The sequence below is a fragment of the Cysteiniphilum litorale genome, assembly GCF_003428165.1.
Lineage (GTDB): Bacteria > Pseudomonadota > Gammaproteobacteria > Francisellales > Francisellaceae > Caedibacter > Caedibacter litoralis.
In genome coordinates, this window is the sequence record NZ_QLIQ01000028.1 from 1 (window position 1) to 20947 (window position 20947).

Sequence of the window (20947 nt, forward strand, 5' to 3'; positions counted from 1 at the left end):
CCAATGAACGTGTACAAAGAAGGTGCTATTGACTTTAAAAGTCAGGCGCAAAAAACATTGCAGGTTGCATGACATGTATAGGAATAAGAATTTTTAAAAAACTGTATTGACACTTTGGGGTAGAATACATTTTATCACATGATAACTTTGTAATGACTAAAAATTATAATACCCCTTTAAGTTTTCGTCCAAATGGGTACGGACCTGGCTATGTTTATCCTGGTGGATTGCAATCTATCTTAGGTATTAATAGTGGGATATTCTCAGCGCTTAAGGTTAATATAGATAAAGTAGCTACTACTACAGATGAGAATGCTACAGTTTGGGTTGATAAAGAGATCAAAATAGAGCGCGCAAAGCGTATAATATACACGGGGACTTTCATGGAAGGTCAATTTTTTTCATATCCCACGATCTTTTCTGATTTGCCGCAGCGTATAGTTGTTACTAATCAGTTTGGTTCAAAATACGAGAGGATTCTCTTATTAGGGGAGCCAACCCTTTCTCAAGACGTAAAATATTATCAAATGGCATATGATAGTACAGGTTATCGGGTTTGGTAAAAATCACATATAAAGTATATGTAACTAAGTTATATCCAATTTTAAATTTTAGATAAGAAGAGCTAATGAGACAATTTATTTTACTTAACAGTTTGTTGTGTTTGTTAATTACTTTGGGTTATGCCAAAACAGTGGAAAATCAATCTCTTGAGCAAATGGAGATTCAAGCGGCTGCTAATGTAACTGCTAAGGCTGATCAAAGTAGTCCAAATTCTAATGCCTATAATTTTGCATCAGGGCAAGTTAATCAGCGCTCTGGAAGTTATCAGTATAAAAAGGTAGTTGCTGGAATGCTAGTTGCGGATAAAGAGGCATTTCAGTTGAATTTGAATTACAACAGTAGCTCACGTAAGAATTATGGTTATGGTGAAGGATGGTCTTTCAATCTAACACATTATGATGAAGATACAAAAAAACTATATTTATCCGATGGTGGAGCACTTTTGGAGGTCGATAGAAAAAATGTAGCGTTAGGCAGTAAATATTATCGAAAACACGATATTCAACTAGTACAAGACGAAAATAATGCAGAATATTTTTTTATAATCTACAAGAATGGCATAATAGAGCATGTCGCTCACAATGGTTTGATGGACAAAAGGTATTATGCTGATGGTAGTGCATTAGAGTTTTATTATGAGGATGCTATACAATCAGCTAAGGTCAAATCTATCTATAGTCTAAAACCAAATGGTGACTATGGTCATACAGCTATTAAGGTAAGTTACTCTAATCAGTCAGTTATTATTGATAGTATTTGTTATACAGATGTTAAGCGACGTCAGAATGAAAAAAAATATCAAACTGTTAAGCTAAATTTAGCAGACGGCGATGAGGGTAATAAGCATTTAGATAGTATCATAGATGCCTCTAACAGCGAAATCAGTCAGGAATATAAATTTGAGTATAATCCACAAGGCGGTACGTGCAGTTCTGCTTCGCCAGGGATGAGTAAAATTATTTATCCAACAGGTGCTTATGAGAAATTAACCTATAACTCATTGGAGATAACAGGGACAAAACCCACTAAGGGGCAGATCAATACAATTTGTGTTATTGGCGAACATGGTATCTACTCAGCAAAAGGTGATGAGATAATAAAGCCTACATATTACACTTACAATTCAGATCATAGTGATAATAATTTTTCAGGTTATCCTGTAGTTGAGGCTTCTGAGTTTGGCTTTCATGGTGATAAACTTGCAGATTTAAAGGGTAATTTTACTTATGAAGTAAGTCAAAGAACACCACTGAATAAAAACAAACAAATATATAACAAATTTCATCTTTCATTATCTGAACAACTTTATTCTGATGAGTTAGTGTTACTGAAAGAAGTTCAAAATGAATATGGCAATATTGCAGACTTAGAGGCACCAATTTCAAATATGCCAGCAAACTATGATATGCCTACTAAGACCACAACAATCATTCATGGCAAAGCTCAAGATAGCAAAAAGCTAACGACCTATCAAAGTTATGATGAGTATGGCAATTTAATCAAAGAAGTTGATAGCTACGGACGAATGCGTTTGATAAGTTATTATTCGACAGAGGAAAGAAATTCTTTAGGTTACTTAATGATCGGGAATCAGCAGCTAAAATTTAATTTTAATCGCTATCCACAATATGAATTAATATTGCCATCAAAAACAAATGGAAACAAAACTCCTGATCAAACAATTATCTTAAAAAAATTCACATATAAAGTGCTTAGGAATGAGGAAGCTGGTCTTGTAGTTCAAGATACACTTCAAGAGGGTCATATCAGTGAATATGACCCTGAGTCTATTGATTATACCAAAAACATACAAGATGTTACTGAAATTATTCAAAAAATCGTTGGTGATAATGAAGCTAAAGTTATATACACAGCTAAGAGTAGTTGGTCGTATTTTGACGAAGAGAGCGATGCTAATACACCCTTATTTGGATTAAAAAAAGAAAAAACCACAGAAAACCTTGATAGTGAGATAGTTGATGGATCTCAAATAGTCAATGAGTTATATGAATATGATTTTGAAGCAGTTCTTTTTGATCAACAAAATGCAATACCTGTTAAAAAGATATCTCAATTTTCAGGTAATGTGAGTAAAAAAGGTGAAAATAGCCAGCTTAAGCGCACTAAATATAAATCACTTTATGATAATAAAGATATTGCAACTGAAGATGGTTTTGGCAATATTCAATATAAAGAATATGATGATTTGGGACGACTAACAGATCACTATTTTTATCCCAAAGGAAATCAAGATAATTCAAAAAACATGGTCAATAAATATATTTATTGTAATGGTAAAAAGACTAATAATGCTTGTGTAGAAGGTGAGATTTCAATTATTGAAATTTCTGATAGCCCAGATGGACAGTCTTATAGAGTGAAGACAGTTTATAATGGCATAGGTCAAGAAATAGCGCAATATGTGGATGATTTAGATGAAGAGGGAAAACGAACTAATCAATTCTTTAAAATAAATGATACACATTACAATAATGATGGTCTTGTTGATTATGTTAGGGGATATGACAAAGGAAGTTACCCTGATGGCACGTTATTTACTTTTGAGAATAAGCAATGCTTCTATTATGATGAGTTCAATGACGAAAGCATGACGCTAGACCTTAACTCAGGACTAATAAAGGTCATAGAACGTGATCTTATGAAAAATGAAATCAAACAATATGCTGTTAATATTAATCGTCAACAAAAGGCGAATGATGATTGTCCTGATATCAACGATTTAAACTTAGAAGGTGAAAAAACAGAGATTAGTTATAGTAAGACAGATGATGATGGTAATGTGCTTGTATCATATATTGAAAACCCAGATAAAAGTATAGGAAGTAAAGTAGAAAGTGCTTATGATCAAATGGGTAGAATATATCAAACAACCTCAGCATTAGGGGGAGTGGTTACTTATAACTACAACCAAAAAGGCCAAGTCATTAAAAAACTTATGCCAAATAAGACAAAATTAATAAGCCAGTACGATTTTCTGGGAAATGAGATTGCGATTTCAATAGCAGAAATTGATAAAAAGGATGATGAAGCTTATCTTTTAGGCAAAAGATCATTTAATGCTTTAGGGCAGTTATTATCAATTGAAAATGTAGAAGGTTATAAAAAAGAAACTACGTATACAGAATATGGTGATGTAGAGAGCATTTTAAATGAGTTTAACACGCGTTTTGTGATCAAACGTGATGAAAAAACAAATCAGGTAAACTGTAGCTATATCGGTGATAAGGTGGAGGGAACTGATTGCTTAAGTCTACAATTTGCGACAGCTTATACCAAAGACAAAAAAACAAATGTAAATAAAACTACTGAGGATAAGACTGGAAAGTATGAGTATTTTTATTCGAGTAATAAGAGAATAACAAAAGTGGCATTTACGCCAAAATTTGGTTCATCCTCAGGGCAGACTTTAACAGCAGAGTATCATTATTCTCTCAATGGCCAACTATTGTCATTTAAAGATTATCAGAATAATCGTTATAGCTATTACTACAATAGCTTGCATCAAAAAATTGAGAAAATTAAGTTAGAGCTGTCAAATGGCTCTCAAAATAATGAGTACATGCAATTTAATTATGATGATCCATTTTATCGTGTGACAGATGTTAAGTTAAATGATGGCAATATTTCTGTTACACGTAGCATCGACTATAGTAAACTGCCACAAAATCTAACACTCACAAACAAAGTCGGATCAGACAAGACTCAATTATTGAGGTATAGCTTTACAAATAAAGATAATTATTACTCAGGAACAGTGAGTAGAAAAGAACGGATTGATAGTGTTAACGGTCAAACGCAATTATCAGATGAGCGTTATGAGTATGATGACATTGGTAATTTATCAGCATATAAGTGTAGTGGTGGGCTCTGTCCTGCTGATATTTTAGGCAAAATAATTGAAAAACAAGTATATACTTTTGATAGATTTAATAATATTGCGACAGTGACCCAAGATACACTAGACGGCGAATCTAATACGACAACATATCATTATAATGAAAGTGATCCAACACGTTTGAGTTACTATGAAAACAGTAATTCTAAATATGGAGTAAGAAGTCAAAATATTCAATACAATGAAGCAGGTAGTATTGTTAAAGATGATCAGGGTAATCGCTTGATTTATAATGAATTGGGACAACTCATTCAGTTTCAAGGTAATGAAACAGTTAAGTATGCTTATGATGCTCAGGGTAAGCAAATAATGCAACAAGTTAATAGTGAAGATCCTGTTTATATGTATTATTTAGGCGAACAATTAATCCATGAATCACAAGGTGATAATTGGCTTACTTATCTTCAGTCGTTAGACGGTACAGTTGGGCAACTAATGCCTAATGGTGAAAAAATTTATCATTTAAAAGATGTTGCTGGATCGATACTTCTAAGCTTTAAAATTAACGCAAAAAATGAGAGTCAATTAGTCTCTCAACGAAGTTATTCTCCTTATGGTGTGGTCAAAGAGTTTTATTTACAAGATGTTTTTGCTAGACAACTTAATGATATTACTAAACTGCATATTGGTTACAATGGTATTCGTACAGATTACGTAACAAAGTATCAATATTTAGGTAATGGTTATAGAGCATATAATCCGGCCTTAAAGCGTTTTATGCAATATGATTCAATGTCACCTTTTGATAAAGGAGGTATTAATGGCTACTCTTATGCTTTAAATAATCCAATTATGTATAAAGACCCAAGTGGTCATTTTGGTATTGTGACACTAATTATAAGTACCCTAACGATGGCATTTGCTATCACATATAATTCTATGCAAGTTGCAAAAGCAACTGGCAATAGCGGTAAAATTACAGCAGCTATTATACTCACATTCATTACGACAGCGGGTGGAATATTGTTGAGCGAAACATTGCCACTTTTCGGAGCACTGCTTGGTAACATGATGCTTGATGGAATTGAGAGAATGTTGATAGCCGGTCCAATCATTGGCACACGAACAGACTGGCGTGATTTTGTCTCTGGTGCGGCAACTGCATTGATAGTTGTGCCAGTTATTAAATCTGCATCAAATATTGGCAAGTTAAAGCCATCTAATCTAAGAGGTGCTAGAAATGCTGCTAGTTCTGGAAGTGCTTCGAGCAATAAAATCAGAGGAATAAGTAATAGTGAACATATTGCGTCAGTTGCTAGAGCTGGTTCTATTTGGGCTGTAGCAAGCATTGTTCCAACATTAATAAGTGGTGAAGAGTATGATGGTAGGAGCCTTTTTATGACGGCTATGATAAATTTTATTGCAGCCGGTTTTTTTGAAACATCGGTCTCTCTCGGTATGATGACTAAATCTGTTAAAAAAATGAATAGCAAGCTAAAAAGGTCCTCTTTGACAATAGTACAAGCTGGTGGTGGGATGTTGAGATCAGTTGCATTTAACCTAGGCCTGCAAGTAGCAAATATGGCAGATGGAAATAAATTTAATGTTAATGAGTTTGTAGCAGGCACAGTGCTTTATGGTATTACCGCAATGGCCCTTGATGCAAATAAACTACTAAGAACTAGCATTGGTAAGCCTTTTCGAAAATATATAGGTAATACGCCTGCTGGTTCGGTAGGGTTTGTTGTAGAAACAGGTTATTACACTTGGACTAATTTACTTGTCTTCGACTATATGAATATATGGCTTGATGAGTGGTCATAAGTCCAATGGTAGATCACAACAATAATAATATTTTGGAATTGACTTGCTGATTATTATGATCTAGCTTTGATTAATTAACTGAAGTTACGCACTTTAGAAAAACTATGATTTTATAAACACCCCGTCAGCTTGCGGCTGCCACCCCTCTTGCAAAGAGGGGAATCGGGCGACGGTGATTTTAATTCCCCTCTTTGCAAGAGGGGTGCCGAGCTTGCGAGGTGGGGTGTTGAAATAACAAAAGTGCGTAACTCCGATAATTAAAACAATAAGAGGTATAAAACGATGAAATCTAGACTTGGTTTTTTTGCAGGATTATCTAAAGTTATTTTAATATCGGCATTAGCCTATATCATTGCCATGATTCCTGTGATAAAGGATTTAGGCATTAGCCCGCTGATTATAGGTATAATTTTAGGGATTATATATGCGCATACATTAAAACATAAGACTCCTTTGCGGTGGTCAAGTGGTGTGATTTTTTCTGCCAAACGGGTCTTAAGGATAGCGATTATATTATTTGGGTTTAACCTTTCGTTTCAGCTAATTGCTTCAGTAGGGTTGTCAGGTCTATTGGCGTCATTGATCGTCTTAGCAACAACTTTTATCTTGGGCATAGTCTTAGGTGAGAAAGTTTTCAAATTAGATCGAGATAGCTCAATTTTGATTTCTGCAGGAAGCTCTGTTTGTGGTGCGGCGGCAGTACTAGCCGCAGAGTCCGCAATAAAGTCAGAAGCTTATAAATCAGCTATGGCAGTTGGGACAGTGGTCATTTTCGGAACATTGGCAATGTTTATTTATCCAATTTTAATGAAAAGTGGACTGTTGTTTTTAGATGATACAGGATATGGTATTTTTACCGGAGCAACCATACATGAAGTAGCTCAAGTAGTGGCAGCAGGTAATGCAGTAAGCCATAATGCTGAAGTGATCGCAGTGACGGTAAAAATGATTAGGGTTATGATGATAGCTCCTTTGCTTATTTTTGTTGGGTTATGGATTGCATATGAAGCAAAGAAGTTAAGTGCTAATAATAGTGATAATAAAGCACAGGTAAAAGTGGTTATTCCATGGTTTGCTGTAGGATTTATTGTTGTTGCAGGGTTTAATTCGTTGCAACTATTACCTGAATCACTGGTGCATGGCATTCTAGTGGTTGACCAATTTATGTTGACGATGGCAATGACAGCGCTTGGTATAGAAACTCATTTTTCTAAATTCAAGCAAGCAGGTCTTAAACCATTGTTATTATCATTAATTCTATTTATATGGCTTATATTGGGCGGATTATTAATAACACATTTAGTCTTATTGTAATCTCATATAGATGAGTTAACTGTTGATGAGTATCGTTTCATACGAGTGGTATCTAAGATACAAGTTTAGTTACTTGCATGAAGCTATGAAATCATTATGATCTTAAACCAATTACGAATGTTTTATCTCGATTTATGCCCTCCTGTTTTAGTGCAATAAAAATCCTGAGGTTTAATGTTCGTAATATATTTTTTACAATCAAATGAGGGTCATAAATAATCATGAAAAAACTACTATTGTCTGCAACTATTGGATCTGTCGCTTTATCAAGTATAGTCTTTGCTAATTTATCTAACGAGCAAAATCATGTTGTATTGTCTGGTGAAATATCAGCAAATGCAACACCAAAAAATACCTTTAACAGTCTGTCACAAACTACATCGAGTGGTTCAACGACTAATGGCGGAGGCATCGGCTTTGGTGCTTATATTGGTTACGACTATACGATATTGCCAAGCTATACACTCGGTGTCAAAACAGGTGTTAACTATCTTGATAGTCTTAATAAAGCAGATGTTACAAGTATTTCTATGGGTTCAGCAACTTATAAGCTTAATATGCTTAATATTCCAATATTATTAGCAGCGAAAAAGTTTTTTGATTTTGGTTTGGTTGTTGCCGTAGAGGCCGGTGCTGAAGTGCAACGTTGGACAATAGATATTAGTGATGGCTCAGATCATGACAGCAAATGGAATCTAGCTCCTCGAATTGGTGCTGAAGTTGGTTATCAATGGCAAAATGGGTTATCTGTAGCAGGTAACTTGCGTTATGTGTTTGGTAAAAGTACAGATACATTCGAAGATATTACAGCTAATGATGCGCTAGCTTACTATAGTATGGGTGTGACAGTAAGTTATACACTTCCTTTTTAGTAACTAAAATAAGAAATCTTAAGCCTTAGGGTTGTATTGACATAGATTGTTATAATTTATCGTCGCAAGGACGCGTTTTTGGTAATCGTTGCCAGTAAGTTCTGAGTAGTTATCTAACGTATCCACGAGTGGTTTGCCGGAAAAATAGTTGTTAGATTTGCTTAGTTTATAGCGCAATGCTCTAAACTCAGTAAACTGACTGCCCGTGTTAAGCAGTTTATAATACGCTGCAATACTTTCTTTGGGTGAGTTAAAGCTTTGTACTTCAAATATTTGCCCTTTGCCACGTTGCTTTGGTACAATCCCGCAGCCTTTAGTAAAGCAATGTTGCCCAAAATAATTATTTCCCACTTCTGCAAATCGTGAGGTTCCCCAACCTGATTCAATAGCTGCTTGAGCGAGTACCAATCCTGCAGGAACAATGTTGACCTTAGTTAATAATTCATTAATGCTTGCTTTGTAATTTGAGTTATCAATAGTGACTTTATATTCTAAAGCGAGCTGTTGTAATAATCGCTGATCAGTGGTAGATAGTGGTTTTGCTTCACTAATCTTTTGATTTAATGTTTGAAGAAACTGTCTGTTCTTTGTCACTTCAAGAGCAACCTCAGTGATAAATGGGTTAAGGTAATCGATAAATGTTTGCTTTTTTTCTTGTGTATTACTGATGTTTTTAAAGTTTGGCTTGTCAGCCACCGCGGATGGTGCGCTATAAGCCATTGAGGTATATAAATATAAGCTTAGAGTGGTTACAGTAAAGCTAACAATCTTGGTACGCATAAATATCTCCAATTGGTACTAATTAATCGGATTTATCTTACAGAATGAAGTGCTAGATCGTCAGATACTGCTTGATACATTCACTGAGCTCTATGATTGTTGACTATTTAAGGATGATGAGAAGATGTTTAGCGTGGTTATCAGATATTTTTCAGTATCATACCGTATGCTCTGGTATGTTTTTTGTACTCTTGTTTGGCGATATTATGCCCTTGTTGATTGGGGACAATTCTTAATTGGGTATTTGCATAAGTATAAGATAAGGTTATGTATTTTTAATCTATATGCTTATATATTTTGCTCAAGTATTTTTCTTAGTCATTAATTAAATTGAACAGAAATATTATGGAGAAATAAATAATGAAAAATAAATTGATGCTTTCAGTAGCCTTATTAATGTCAACTTCAGTGGTTAGTTATGCTGTTAGCCCTACTCTTGAAGTTAAGTTTCGTGGGGCGGTATCAGATGTCACATGTGAACCAGGGCTTATGGATGATGGTGGTGTTGTTGCAAATAATATTATTGATTTTGATATTATCACAGCAGCAATGGCTAGTGCTAAAGATAATGACATCATAACTGACACTACTAAAAATTTCAAAATATATGCAAAGGATGCTGGTGGCACATGTACACCAACTGGTGCAAATATTTGGGTAGATGCTGAGGAGCAAATACCTGATGTAATTAAAAATGCTGGTAGTGCTAAGAATATAGGTGTTCATCTTGTCGATGGCTCAGATCGAGAAGTAATTGGTAAGGAAACTAACTATACATTCAATACGGGAGGCCCTTATACCGTTGATTATAAGGCAAGCTTATATCATATAGGTGATTCTACTAGTCCTGTTACTGTCGGTACTATTGTTGCATCAGCCAGTTTTACGGTTGCGTATTTCTAAATTTTATTAGTTGAGTTTGTTGGTGTATTATAATGCTGTCTAGAAATAAATTAGCGATCTCAATTATTAGTGGGATGTTCACTTCTTTATCAACAACAAAGATAGTGGAAGCTAAATTTTATACGGATTTCTTTTATACACCTACCAACTCTGTTTCATCGAAAGCTGTTGATAAATATTTAGATAATAATGGGGTTATTCCGGGCGTGTATTATTTAACTGTCAAAGTAAATGATCGTTTTGTTGGTCGAGAGCGTATTGATATTAAAGAAAAGAAAGGTAGCTTTTTAGTCTGTAAGCCTTTATCAATATTTAAAAACAATGTAGTAGATATCAGTTCAATAAGAGAACCGCAACAATTAGATTGTGGTCAGTTTGATGAAGATAATGGTATTTACTATAAGCTTGACCTTGATCGCCGTGAAATTAATTATTATGTGCCAACCAAACTATTGCAACACAAAAAGAAATCTTTAGATGATTTAGTCGATGAATCGCTAATTAGTGGAGGCTATTTAAATTATAACGCTAATGCGATTAAAAATGGCAACTTGACTGATGCTCAATTGCCCGTTACCGCACAATTTGGTGGAAATGTAGGTCTGTGGAGTTTTTATGCAGATGTATATAATGATGATGCTTTCAAAGATGATTTTCAAATTAGCCGAGCTTACGTTGAGCATCCGATATATTCACTTAACTCTAGCGCTAGAATAGGTCAGTTAATGACGAGATCTCAGTTATTAACATCTGGATATTCTTTCTATGGTGTCTCTTTATTTACTGATGCTGATATGTGGGAAGACTCTTTACATTATCAACCAATTATAGATGGTTATTTAGTGGAGCCTTCAACTGTAAAGGTTTACGTTAATGGTGGATTATCTACTATGCGTTATATGAGCGCAGGTTATTATCAAATCGCTGATTTAAAGTTTCCACCATATGCAACAGTGACGATAGAAGAAGAAGCTAGATCTGGAGCAAAAACAGTTAGATCGCTACGCGTTCCATACAATAGTAGTTTGTTAAAAAGTGGATATGGTGAGTATCAGCTGGATGTTGGTTATTCCGACGATGATATAAACACTTGGCAAAATAGTGGTTTCTTTAAGATGTATTACGGCTATGGTATAGGTAGCTATACGCCTTATATTAGCTACTTTCAAGGAAGGCAATCCTTTAATGCTCAGTTAGGACTAGATAGTTATTTATCTTGGATCGATAGTTCTATTAATACCGAATATAGCTACTCACAATATAAAATTAATGGTAAAACCTACTCTGGTGATGCTATTGGACTTAGTGTTAATAAACAAGTATTTGAGGGCTTCAACGTTGCGATGTCATCACTATTTTATGCATCTGGATATTACTTGCCTAGTTTGAATAATCAGCAAGAATCAATTTTTAATGTTGTACCAACGCAGAATATAAGAAATGAAAATAGGTTAAACCTTACATTAAGTCCGAGTGTTATGATGGATAGTGCTTCTACTATTATTCCCTCAGTAAATTTAAGTTATAGCCAGTATGAGTATTATGATAATTTACCGACGCAATCACAACTTAATATCTATGCTTCTGCCTCTTACTCCCCAGTGAATTATGGTTTGAATTTCAGTTATAGTCCCAAAAATAATCTTTTTGCAGTTGGATTGAGTATTTCTGTTAGTCTTGATGAAGCAATCAGTGGCTTCAAATTAAATAATATCAACATGAATATGGCGACTGATAATGAGAGTAACACAACCTACTCCAATTCAATTAATGGAACTATTGACGATAACTATGGTTATTCAATAGGCTATAGTGGTGATAATAAAGAAAATTATGAAGGATCCTTAGCTGTATCTAGCAAAGTTAATAATGTATTTAACTACAATATTATGGTAGATACTAATGAAACTTATAGTGCACATGTCGGAGGCTCAATAGCATATACTAATAAAAGTGGTATGCTGATTTCTGATTTGAATCTTTCAAATCCAGTTATAGCAAAAGTCGGTAATCGTTCAGGTATTGAGGTCAATGGAGAGGGTACAAATAAAGATGGTTATGTGTTATTAAACAATCCATCTGGACGCTATCGAGAAGGTTATTATCATATTAATCCTAGTTCAGTTAATACCAATATCTTGATTCCTAATTATCAACAGGAAATTTACTCAGGAAGCAAATCATTCGCTTTTGTCGACTTTCAGGCACAAACATTAAAGCGAGTTTATATGCGATTAAAAGTAGATGGCAAGTTTTTACCAATGGGGACAATATTGAATGACAAGAAAGGTGAAAACTTTGTTGTTGATTATAATGGCGGATTGTTATTTTCAACTAATTTAGAAGGCAACAGTGCAAACTTAGATGTTGTGTTAAAAAATGACCAATACAGCTGTTCAGTAGTAGTCTCCGAGGAGAAAACAGATGGAATTCTAAATCTAGGTAGTATTGAGTGTACTCATGTTGTTTAACAATAAAGTAATCTTGGAGAGGGTTTAAATGAAAAAAATATTTTTAATGTTATTTTTTATTACTTATACATTACAAGCCTATTCATTAACATTGAATATGACACGATATGTATACACTGAGGGTGATAAACGTATAACTTCAACAGTAAAAAATCCATTAGACATAAAATATGGTGGACAAATGTGGGTTGAACCATATGCGTTTAAGACAGAAGGTCGCAAAAAATATACTTCTGAAACACTATTTGTGGTAACGCCCTCTGTTTCTGTATTTAATGCACAAGAGGAGAAAGACTTTGATATTATGATGCTTGAGGATCAGTTACCTAAAGATAGAGAGTCAATTTTTCATCTGAATTTACAAATGATTCCTGAGATAAACGATAGTGATGCAGGCAAAAATAAAATTGTTTTAGCGCCGAGGATAGTTGTTAAGCTATTTTATCGTCCCAAAGCTCTAGCAGATAATCGTCAAGGGCAAGAGTCTAAAATAACATTGCGTTGTGAAAATGATGTGTTAGTGATATCTAATCCAACACCGTTTTTCTTCTCTATAAATAAAATTGTCTCGGGCTTGAGTCTTGATGAAAAAGAAATTTCACCACTGGAAAGATTGGTTGTGCCTCAAGATGAAACAATTGTTTTAAATGGGTGTAAACAAGCAGACAAATATACTATTGGTTTTATCAATGATTATGGCGCTGAGGAGCCATACACATATGATGTTCAATAAGTTTATAGCTGGAATAACTATAATGTTATGCAGTAGCCTCGTTTTTGGAGAATATCATATTACGACACAGTATGATATTTATTCTCCACCTGCAAATCTTGATCTAAGTCAAATGAAGGTTGGCGATGAAATATTGGTAGGTCAGTATGATATCGGCTTGTATATTGCGGCTGATGAGCCAGTTGGTCCATATGGTAATATCGGTTGTTATAAATCTGATTTATCCTATACGGGCACAGGGATTGATAGTGGTAATAATGATTTTGAATTTGTTTTGAAGGCTTTAAGCAGTGATGGTAGCACTGTCTTAGTAGAAAATGTGAATTGTAATAATGGGAAATTGTTTCAAGAACCATATTCTTCGGACACCGATCATAATCGCTACTGGAAGTCACAGCTTTGGATTAAGCGTATTGGCAGTACTGGAGACACAACTAGTTATTTAACCTACCCAAAAGTCTATTACTGTTTTTATAATAATGGAGAATCTGGTTGCCAAGGCTCTCAGGTTGTAGCTAATCCATGGTCACCTGATAAGTCTCAGGTCATCATTACACCGCCTCAGACCTGTGAACCAGAATTATATTGGAATGGGCAAATCGATCCAAATACGATTAGATTAGATAATTTAAAAGGCGCAATTGCTCTAAACAATGAGGCTGAGGATAGAAACAGACAATACTTTGGTATTAGACCAAAAAGTGGGATCAGTGATTGTAATAGTAAAGTTGGGGTTACAATGACAATGAATGCAACTCAAGTGAGTCAAGGTCCTGCAATTTATGCAGGAAATGATACTTATGCTTTTGTGGTAAGAGATATTACTAATAATCAATATGTAATAAGTGGGTCGCCAATTTTACATGAGGGCACGAGTGTAGAATATTACGTTAATTATTTTAGAACGAATAATAGTGTTTACCATGGAGAGCTTAGTTCATCAGTTACATTTGAAGTGATTTATAATTAGTTTAAATAATATGGTAGAAAATAATTTAATTTTTTAAGAAATAGTTGAAGATGATAATGAAATTAATAAATAAAATAAAATGGTCTCTTTTGGCGCCACTAGGAGCGATTACGATATCTTTTGCACAAGGTAGTCTAGATGTTAAATTTACAGGAGCTATTTCATATTCAGATACCTGTGAAGTGGCATTATTTGATAAAAATGGTCTCTACGTTCCTTCTAATATTATCTCTTTAGAGCAGCTCAAACCAAGTGATGCTGAAATTCAAGGAGCTGTCGGAACAAAAACAAAATTCTATATAGGTCCTAGAGACCCCAATTTATGTAGGTCGGTTAAATCTGCAGAAATTACAACTGTTGGTCTTGAGTCAAGTACGAAGGGTGTATTAAGAAACTTAAGTCAATTTGGCCCCCAAAATATTGGAGTAGCTGTGCGCGATGAAAATGATAATAACGTCATTAATCAGACAACTAAGTATGGTAGTTTATCAACTCCTTTCAGAGTGATGTTTAATGCCTTTATGTATAACCTTAATGGTATTAAACCTATTGGTGGTGAGATTACCTCATCTTTAGTTTTTATAGTCAGTTATCAAGAAGTTTAATAATTTCAACCAAAAAAGGAGAAAAAAATGGAAAAGAAGTTAATAGCAATTGGACTACTTTGTAGTATGTTCGGTAGTAGTTTTGGCGGCGTGTCAGTATCAAAGTCAGAGGTAGCAACAGAGCGTACTGAGTTAGAAATTTCAGATAGTAGTAAATACTCAGTGATACGACTTGCAGCATACGATACTAATGGAAACTCAGTTGCAATGGATGATTGCTCAACGGTTGAGTTTACTAAGTCACCATCAGAACTTGGAGAGTTTACAAGTAAGGTTTATCCTGATCCAGATTCGGATCCGATGCATGAAAATAAGTGTTATATACATTTATCACCAGGTGTTAAGCCGGGGAAGGTGACAGTTAGTGCAAAAATAAATAATGAAGCCTTGGATGGCGAGTTAAAAGAAGTTTATGTTGATATTATTGGTGAGGAGCAACCAGTAATTTCAATCAAAGGGCAAAAAGATGGTGCTGAGCCGAATAGTAATGGTCTTTTTACTGTTTATAGTTCAAAGCGTCTTGATAAAGATTTAAGTGTTAATATCAACATTGATGAAACGATTAATAACACTGCCACAAATGGAGATGATTATGAAGCTATCAACTCACCAGTAATTATTAGAGCAGGGTATGATAAAGCTGATGTTGAAGTTAAGGTTAAGAGCGACCAGATATCAGAAGGGGATGAGTATCTTAAAATTGATGTGGTTGGTGGTGATTATTTAGTTGATAGCGATGAGTCTAGTGCTCAGATCACCATTCGAGATAATACAGTACATAAGCCAGAAATAGGTATTGTAAAGATACAGAATCCTGCAGAGCCATCTACCAATGGTCAATTTGAAATTCATGCAGCAGAAGCGGTATCAGATGACATAACAGTTAGAGTCAATCTTAATGGAAGTACTGCAGAAGAAAATAAAGATTTTAATGCAATCACGAAAGAGGTCGTCATTCGGAAAGGTCAAGCGTCTGTTATTAAAGATATAACAGTAATAGATGATAATATATATGACCCTAATGAATCGATTAAAATTAATTTAGAGAGTTCCTCTGATTATCAGATAAAAGTTGGTGAAGAGAGTGCGACACTTGTTATTCAAGATGATGATACAAAACCAGTTGAAGGTGCAGTTTGTGCTAATGGTGTGAAAACTATTGATGCTATGGGGCGTTCTGGCTCATCTTATATGACCTTGGATTGTGATAATAATTCTGCTCAGATTAAAATTCCAGCAGGATCTTCATTTCACGTTAGTGTTTTTTTTGCGCCAGAAAGCGGGTTACCAGCAAAAGACTTTATACTAAACGGGCGTCAGTTGACTTTTACCTCAGAAGAGATTAAAAACATAACTTCTTTGCATGCAATTGAGAATGTTTCTGGTATAAATGACTACTATGCGATGATAGCAAGAAGCGAAGAAGAATTAGTCTGTTGGGGTAATAGTTTTGGTGTACAACATCATGAGTGTAAGTCTACATATTAAGATTTAAACTGGTTTACTACGTATTGATACCTATGGGTGAAGTCTATCGACTTGAGCAGCAGCCAAAATTAAAGTGAGTATTTGATTTAGGTGGTTTCATTCATCGATGGGTAATACTCGTGGTGATCTGTCTACGAAAGCATAGAGTAAAGAAGGAAAAAATAAAAAATGGAAAAGAAGTTAATAGCAATTGGGCTACTTTGTAGTATGTTCGGTAGTGGTTTTGGCGGCGTGTCAGTATCAAAGTCAGAGGTAGCAACAGAGCGTACTGAGTTAGAAATTTCAGATAGTAGTAAATACTCAGTGATACGACTTGCAGCATACGATACTAATGGAAACTCAGTTGCAATGGATGATTGCTCAACGGTTGAGTTTACTAAGTCACCATCAGAACTTGGAGAGTTTACAAGTAAGGTTTATCCTGATCCAGATTCGGATCCGATGCATAAAAATAAGTGTTATATACATTTATCACCAGGTGTTAAGCCGGGGAAGGTGACAGTTAGTGCAAAAATAAATAATGAAGCCTTGGATGGCGAGTTAAAAGAAGTTTATGTTGATATTATTGGTGAGGAGCAACCAGTAATTTCAATCAAAGGGCAAAAAGATGGTGCTGAGCCGAATAGTAATGGTCTTTTTACTGTTTATAGTTCAAAGCGTCTTGATAAAGATTTAAGTGTTAATATCAACATTGATGAAACGATTAATAACACTGCCACAAATGGAGATGATTATGAAGCTATTAACTCACCAGTAATTATTAGAGCAGGGTATGATAAAGCTGATGTTGAAGTTAAGGTTAAGAGCGACCAGATATCAGAAGGGGATGAGTATCTTAAAATTGATGTGGTTGGTGGTGATTATTTAGTTGATAGCGATGAGTCTAGTGCTCAGATCACCATTCGAGATAATACAGTACATAAGCCAGAAATAGGTATTGTAAAGATACAGAATCCTGCAGAGCCATCTACCAATGGTCAATTTGAAATTCATGCAGCAGAAGCGGTATCAGATGACATAACAGTTAGAGTCAATCTTAATGGAAGTACTGCAGAAGAAAATAAAGATTTTAATGCAATCACGAAAGAGGTCGTCATTCGGAAAGGTCAAGCGTCTGTTATTAAAGATATAACAGTAATAGATGATAATATATATGACCCTAATGAATCGATTAAAATTAATTTAGAGAGTTCCTCTGATTATCAGATAAAAGTTGGTGAAGAGAGTGCGACACTTGTTATTCAAGATGATGATCCTCAATTATCAGGTCAACCATCAATTCCTAGCCCAGTAAAAGTAGATCAAGAGATAAGTATTTCTCAAGGCACCTTAAACTTTCCATTAGAAGCATCCCTTGGTTATTCATGGCAAGCCTGTCCAACGGCAGGTGGTCAATGCTCTGATATCGCTACTGGTCAGTTATATAAGGTTCAAAGTGCTGATGCTGATTGGAAGAGCAATAAGCTTCAAGCAACAGTGACTAAAGATGGACAAAATTTTGTTAGTAATCAGGCAAGTGTTGAAGCTCTTCCTGAGTCAGGACCTCTTCGTCTTAGATTTGAATGTCGGCAATATAGTCCTGGTCTTTTCGACCTTGCAGTTCAAATACATGTAATTGCATCTAATCCTAATAACTTTCCAGTAAGTGTTAATATTAATGGCAATCACCCCGGTGTAAAAACCATCGCTCCAAATACATCAGAAGTTGACATAGGCAGTGCTGAGCATACTTCTCAGATAACAATGAAAGTAGATGGTTATAATGGAAGTACCACAGGTGATCAACCTCAAAACTGTAAAACGGCACTTGGTTTCACTGGTTTTAACTATGAGACGAGTGTTGATGCGCAAAGAGTAAATTAGATCAATAACGAGGCAGGGCTAATTTTCGTTATTAAACTATAAATAGAAGGAAATTTTTTATGCGTAAATTATTAATGTGTGCATCTATTGTGTTAACCTCTACAACTGTATTTGGCAATAATATTAGCCAACCTACATTTCATAGCAGAATTACCTGGGGTAGTGATGCAGCTAAAGGGGAGTTTCCTTTTTATGTAGGGGTTCTTATTAACACTGAGGATGGACTCAAACAATTTTGTGGAGGGACATTAATTGATAAACAGTGGGTGCTCACTGCGGCGCACTGTATCAATACGGATGTTAATAAGGTGCTTCTACAGATTGGACGAGAGGAGTTTGGGTCGCAAACTGATGAAAATACTTATAGGATCACTCAAGCAATAAGGCATCCAAGCTATCTGCACGATGATAGTGGCGCACCGGATTACTATAATCATACTGATGACATTGGTCTATATAAGCTTGAAAAACCTGTACCACCAGAAATTTATGCTGATATTATAAATTTATATAATAGTGACAAACCTGCTGATGGTGAACAGTTTACAGTAATTGGAATGGGCAGAACAGAAACTGGTTTATGGAAAAAGCGTTTGCAAAAAACTCGTGTGCAAATAGATGACTCTTCACAGGGATGTCATGCATGGGGGTTTGATGAGAATAAAGATATCTGTGCACGGAGTATTTCACAAGCAATAGATCATATAAGCAACATTAGTAATGGTGATTCTGGTGGTCCTATTTTGATGTTTGATAAAAATGGGCAGCCTTACCAAGTAGGTATTACTAGTAGATCTGGGCATACTGATAGTGAAGATATGGCTTTCCCTGCCTATCACTATCCATATGCTGCATTCACTTATATTCCTAGTTATATTAATTGGATTAATGAGCAGAAGGCTAGATTTCAGTAAAAAATGCTATACTACAAAATGGTTTATGGGCGGTATAAATATTGACTTATGAAGTATTTATGAGTGTTATCAATTACTAAAGGAAAAGTAAAATGCATACATATGATCAAGTTGCTACTGAATATAAGACAACAGATGAATTACCGTATAGAGAGTATCTCGAGAAATGGCTAATTGAAAATGAACTTAGAGAGCTGAAGAAATGTCGGTCATTGGATTTGGCTTGTGGAAATGGATTTTATACCAACATTCTCTTTGCTAATGGTTTCAGCCCTGTCCTAGGTGTTGATAGTTCAGCTGAAATGTTAGCATTGGCAGAAAAATCATTTAAGAGTCATAATGATATATCTTTCATTCACTCATGCGTTAATGATTTTGAATCTAACCAAGAATTTGACTTGATAACAGCCGGTTTCTTGATTAATTATTGTAGTGATGTTTTACATCTTAAGCAGGTATGCAAGAAATTATATTCTCTGCTAAGTAATAATGGCACTATATTAACTACTATTGATTTTATTGGTGAGAAAGCGAAAAGTGATATGCTTTTGCAATATAGTGAACAAGCCTTTCATGATAGACCATTAAAGGATGGTGAAACGTTTAAATTAAGATTTTTAACAACTAATCCTTGCGATATTCAAGTAACTCATTATTCCGAAAAAACAATAACAGATGCTTTTTCCAGTGCTGGTTTTGAATTTGTCGAATGGATACCTCTTAGCATTTCCCCAAAAGGCATTAAAGAAAAGGGTAGTGAGTATTGGAATTATATGTTGGAAAGTAAACCAACACGTTTTTTAAAAATTAAAAAGCATAAATAGTCCGAATTGACAGCGCTTAAGTGTCATACGCCACTTTTGACATTAACTCTGTTATTAAGTTAAGTGACATAGTTAGATGAACTGATGAAGAACTCAAATAGTAGGGATCTAATTTACGTTTATGTTTGCCTACATTTCAGTATTCTTATGTACTGGTTCACACTGAAGTAGGTATTTAGCTCCTTCTTCGTTTCCAGTTCTAGATAATGTAATAAGCATTTTGGCAGATTCTTCTCCTGATTTTAAATACACAGCACATTTTTCAAAACCTGGGGCTGTGTATGTATTGATTGTTCTATCTGGGGTCTCTTTATCAACATTGCCTTTAAATACCTCAATTGTAGATACTTTGGCTAGTACAGGCTCCTGATTTTGATCTTGAGATGTATTTGCAAATGCAGTTAGCGCTGAAGCAGTTAATAATGCAAGTGTAATTATATTTTTCATTTTTTTTTACCTTTTGTTGTTAATGGCATGGGTAGTCTCGCCTATAAATTACTGTTTGTCAATAAAATAACATCATAAAATATTAAATTATGATTAATATATCGTTTTTTATTGTTGTTTTTTAAGTATTTCTTGTGATAATCGGGAGTTACAGAGGTCACTGTAATAAGAGAGTTTTAAAATGATTGAGTTAAAGGTTAGATGACTGAAGCATCAAAGTGATATAGTTAAGCTTCTCGTATGTAATTTGATCTTTCACTAAATGACAGTATGTATTAGGCGTTTATTACAGTGGTGTTTTGGCAATACAAATAAGTACTTCATCTTCTTTAATAAAAGCCAGTGGCTCTTTGGTGTATTGAACCTCTCCTGAGATCAGTTGACAGCGGCAGGTGCCACATACACCATCGCGGCATTGGAAATTGGCAGCAATACCTTGTTGTTCAAGACATTCAAGTATCGTTAATTTATTAGTATCAATCGTTATAATTTGATCATTAAGTTTAATACGAACCATTG

Annotated in this window: 16 protein-coding genes; 13 read left to right on the forward strand and 3 right to left on the reverse strand. The window is 34.8% G+C overall.

The annotated features are described in order from the left end of the window. Positions 1 to 152: 152 nt before the first annotated feature. The 4 genes from DNJ75_RS10660 (at position 153) to DNJ75_RS10675 (ending at position 8430) form a co-directional block, all read left to right on the forward strand. On the forward strand, positions 153 to 563 hold the full coding sequence (locus DNJ75_RS10660; RefSeq protein WP_117003447.1) for a hypothetical protein: 411 nt from the start codon (positions 153 to 155) through the stop codon (positions 561 to 563). A gap of 65 nt (positions 564 to 628) precedes the next feature. Beyond that, a complete protein-coding gene (locus DNJ75_RS10665; protein WP_117003448.1) occupies positions 629 to 6244 on the forward strand; it encodes an RHS repeat domain-containing protein in 5616 nt (1871 codons plus the stop codon). A gap of 282 nt (positions 6245 to 6526) precedes the next feature. Then, on the forward strand, positions 6527 to 7558 hold the full coding sequence (locus DNJ75_RS10670) for a YeiH family protein (protein WP_117003449.1): 1032 nt from the start codon (positions 6527 to 6529) through the stop codon (positions 7556 to 7558). Positions 7559 to 7779: 221 nt separating this feature from the next. Further along, positions 7780 to 8430, forward strand: coding sequence for an outer membrane beta-barrel protein (locus DNJ75_RS10675; protein WP_117003450.1), 651 nt, complete (start codon positions 7780 to 7782; stop codon positions 8428 to 8430). Between the two features lie 18 nt (positions 8431 to 8448). On the opposite strand, the gene DNJ75_RS10680 is transcribed toward DNJ75_RS10675, so the two are convergent. Beyond that, entirely contained in the window at positions 8449 to 9210 is a 762-nt protein-coding gene (locus DNJ75_RS10680; protein ID WP_117003451.1) for a glucosaminidase domain-containing protein, read from the reverse strand. A gap of 360 nt (positions 9211 to 9570) precedes the next feature. On the opposite strand from DNJ75_RS10680, the gene DNJ75_RS10685 reads away from it, so the two are divergent. The 9 genes from DNJ75_RS10685 to DNJ75_RS10725 all read left to right on the forward strand — a co-directional run bounded on the left by DNJ75_RS10685 (position 9571) and on the right by DNJ75_RS10725 (position 19981). After that, positions 9571 to 10113 carry a fimbrial protein gene (locus DNJ75_RS10685; RefSeq protein ID WP_117003452.1) on the forward strand — a complete coding sequence of 181 codons (543 nt, stop codon included), beginning with the start codon at positions 9571 to 9573 and terminating at the stop codon, positions 10111 to 10113. A gap of 32 nt (positions 10114 to 10145) precedes the next feature. Beyond that, the gene (locus DNJ75_RS10690) at positions 10146 to 12584 is read left to right on the forward strand and encodes a FimD/PapC N-terminal domain-containing protein (RefSeq protein WP_117003453.1); all 2439 of its coding nucleotides are present in this window, start codon (positions 10146 to 10148) and stop codon (positions 12582 to 12584) included. Positions 12585 to 12612: 28 nt separating this feature from the next. Continuing rightward, a complete protein-coding gene (locus DNJ75_RS10695) occupies positions 12613 to 13317 on the forward strand; it encodes a fimbrial biogenesis chaperone (RefSeq protein ID WP_117003454.1) in 705 nt (234 codons plus the stop codon). Between the two features lie 22 nt (positions 13318 to 13339). Continuing rightward, complete coding sequence (locus tag DNJ75_RS10700) at positions 13340 to 14287, forward strand: hypothetical protein (protein WP_150468981.1); 948 nt, start codon at positions 13340 to 13342, stop codon at positions 14285 to 14287. Between the two features lie 56 nt (positions 14288 to 14343). After that, a complete protein-coding gene (locus DNJ75_RS10705) occupies positions 14344 to 14892 on the forward strand; it encodes a fimbrial protein (RefSeq protein WP_117003456.1) in 549 nt (182 codons plus the stop codon). A gap of 27 nt (positions 14893 to 14919) precedes the next feature. Further along, entirely contained in the window at positions 14920 to 16380 is a 1461-nt protein-coding gene (locus tag DNJ75_RS10710) for a Calx-beta domain-containing protein (protein WP_117003457.1), read from the forward strand. Between the two features lie 168 nt (positions 16381 to 16548). Continuing rightward, complete coding sequence (locus tag DNJ75_RS10715) at positions 16549 to 18243, forward strand: Calx-beta domain-containing protein (RefSeq protein ID WP_117003458.1); 1695 nt, start codon at positions 16549 to 16551, stop codon at positions 18241 to 18243. A gap of 59 nt (positions 18244 to 18302) precedes the next feature. Then, a complete protein-coding gene (locus DNJ75_RS10720; protein ID WP_117003459.1) occupies positions 18303 to 19157 on the forward strand; it encodes a S1 family peptidase in 855 nt (284 codons plus the stop codon). A gap of 92 nt (positions 19158 to 19249) precedes the next feature. After that, positions 19250 to 19981: a class I SAM-dependent DNA methyltransferase gene (locus DNJ75_RS10725; protein WP_117003460.1), complete on the forward strand. Its 732-nt coding sequence runs from the start codon at positions 19250 to 19252 to the stop codon at positions 19979 to 19981. A gap of 129 nt (positions 19982 to 20110) precedes the next feature. Here DNJ75_RS10725 and DNJ75_RS10730 read toward each other — a convergent pair whose 3' ends face one another. Together DNJ75_RS10730 and yfaE are read right to left on the reverse strand one after the other, a co-directional pair. Beyond that, a complete protein-coding gene (locus DNJ75_RS10730; protein ID WP_117003461.1) occupies positions 20111 to 20428 on the reverse strand; it encodes a hypothetical protein in 318 nt (105 codons plus the stop codon). A gap of 286 nt (positions 20429 to 20714) precedes the next feature. Continuing rightward, a complete protein-coding gene (gene yfaE / locus DNJ75_RS10735; RefSeq protein WP_117003462.1) occupies positions 20715 to 20945 on the reverse strand; it encodes a class I ribonucleotide reductase maintenance protein YfaE in 231 nt (76 codons plus the stop codon). Positions 20946 to 20947: the final 2 nt, after the last annotated feature.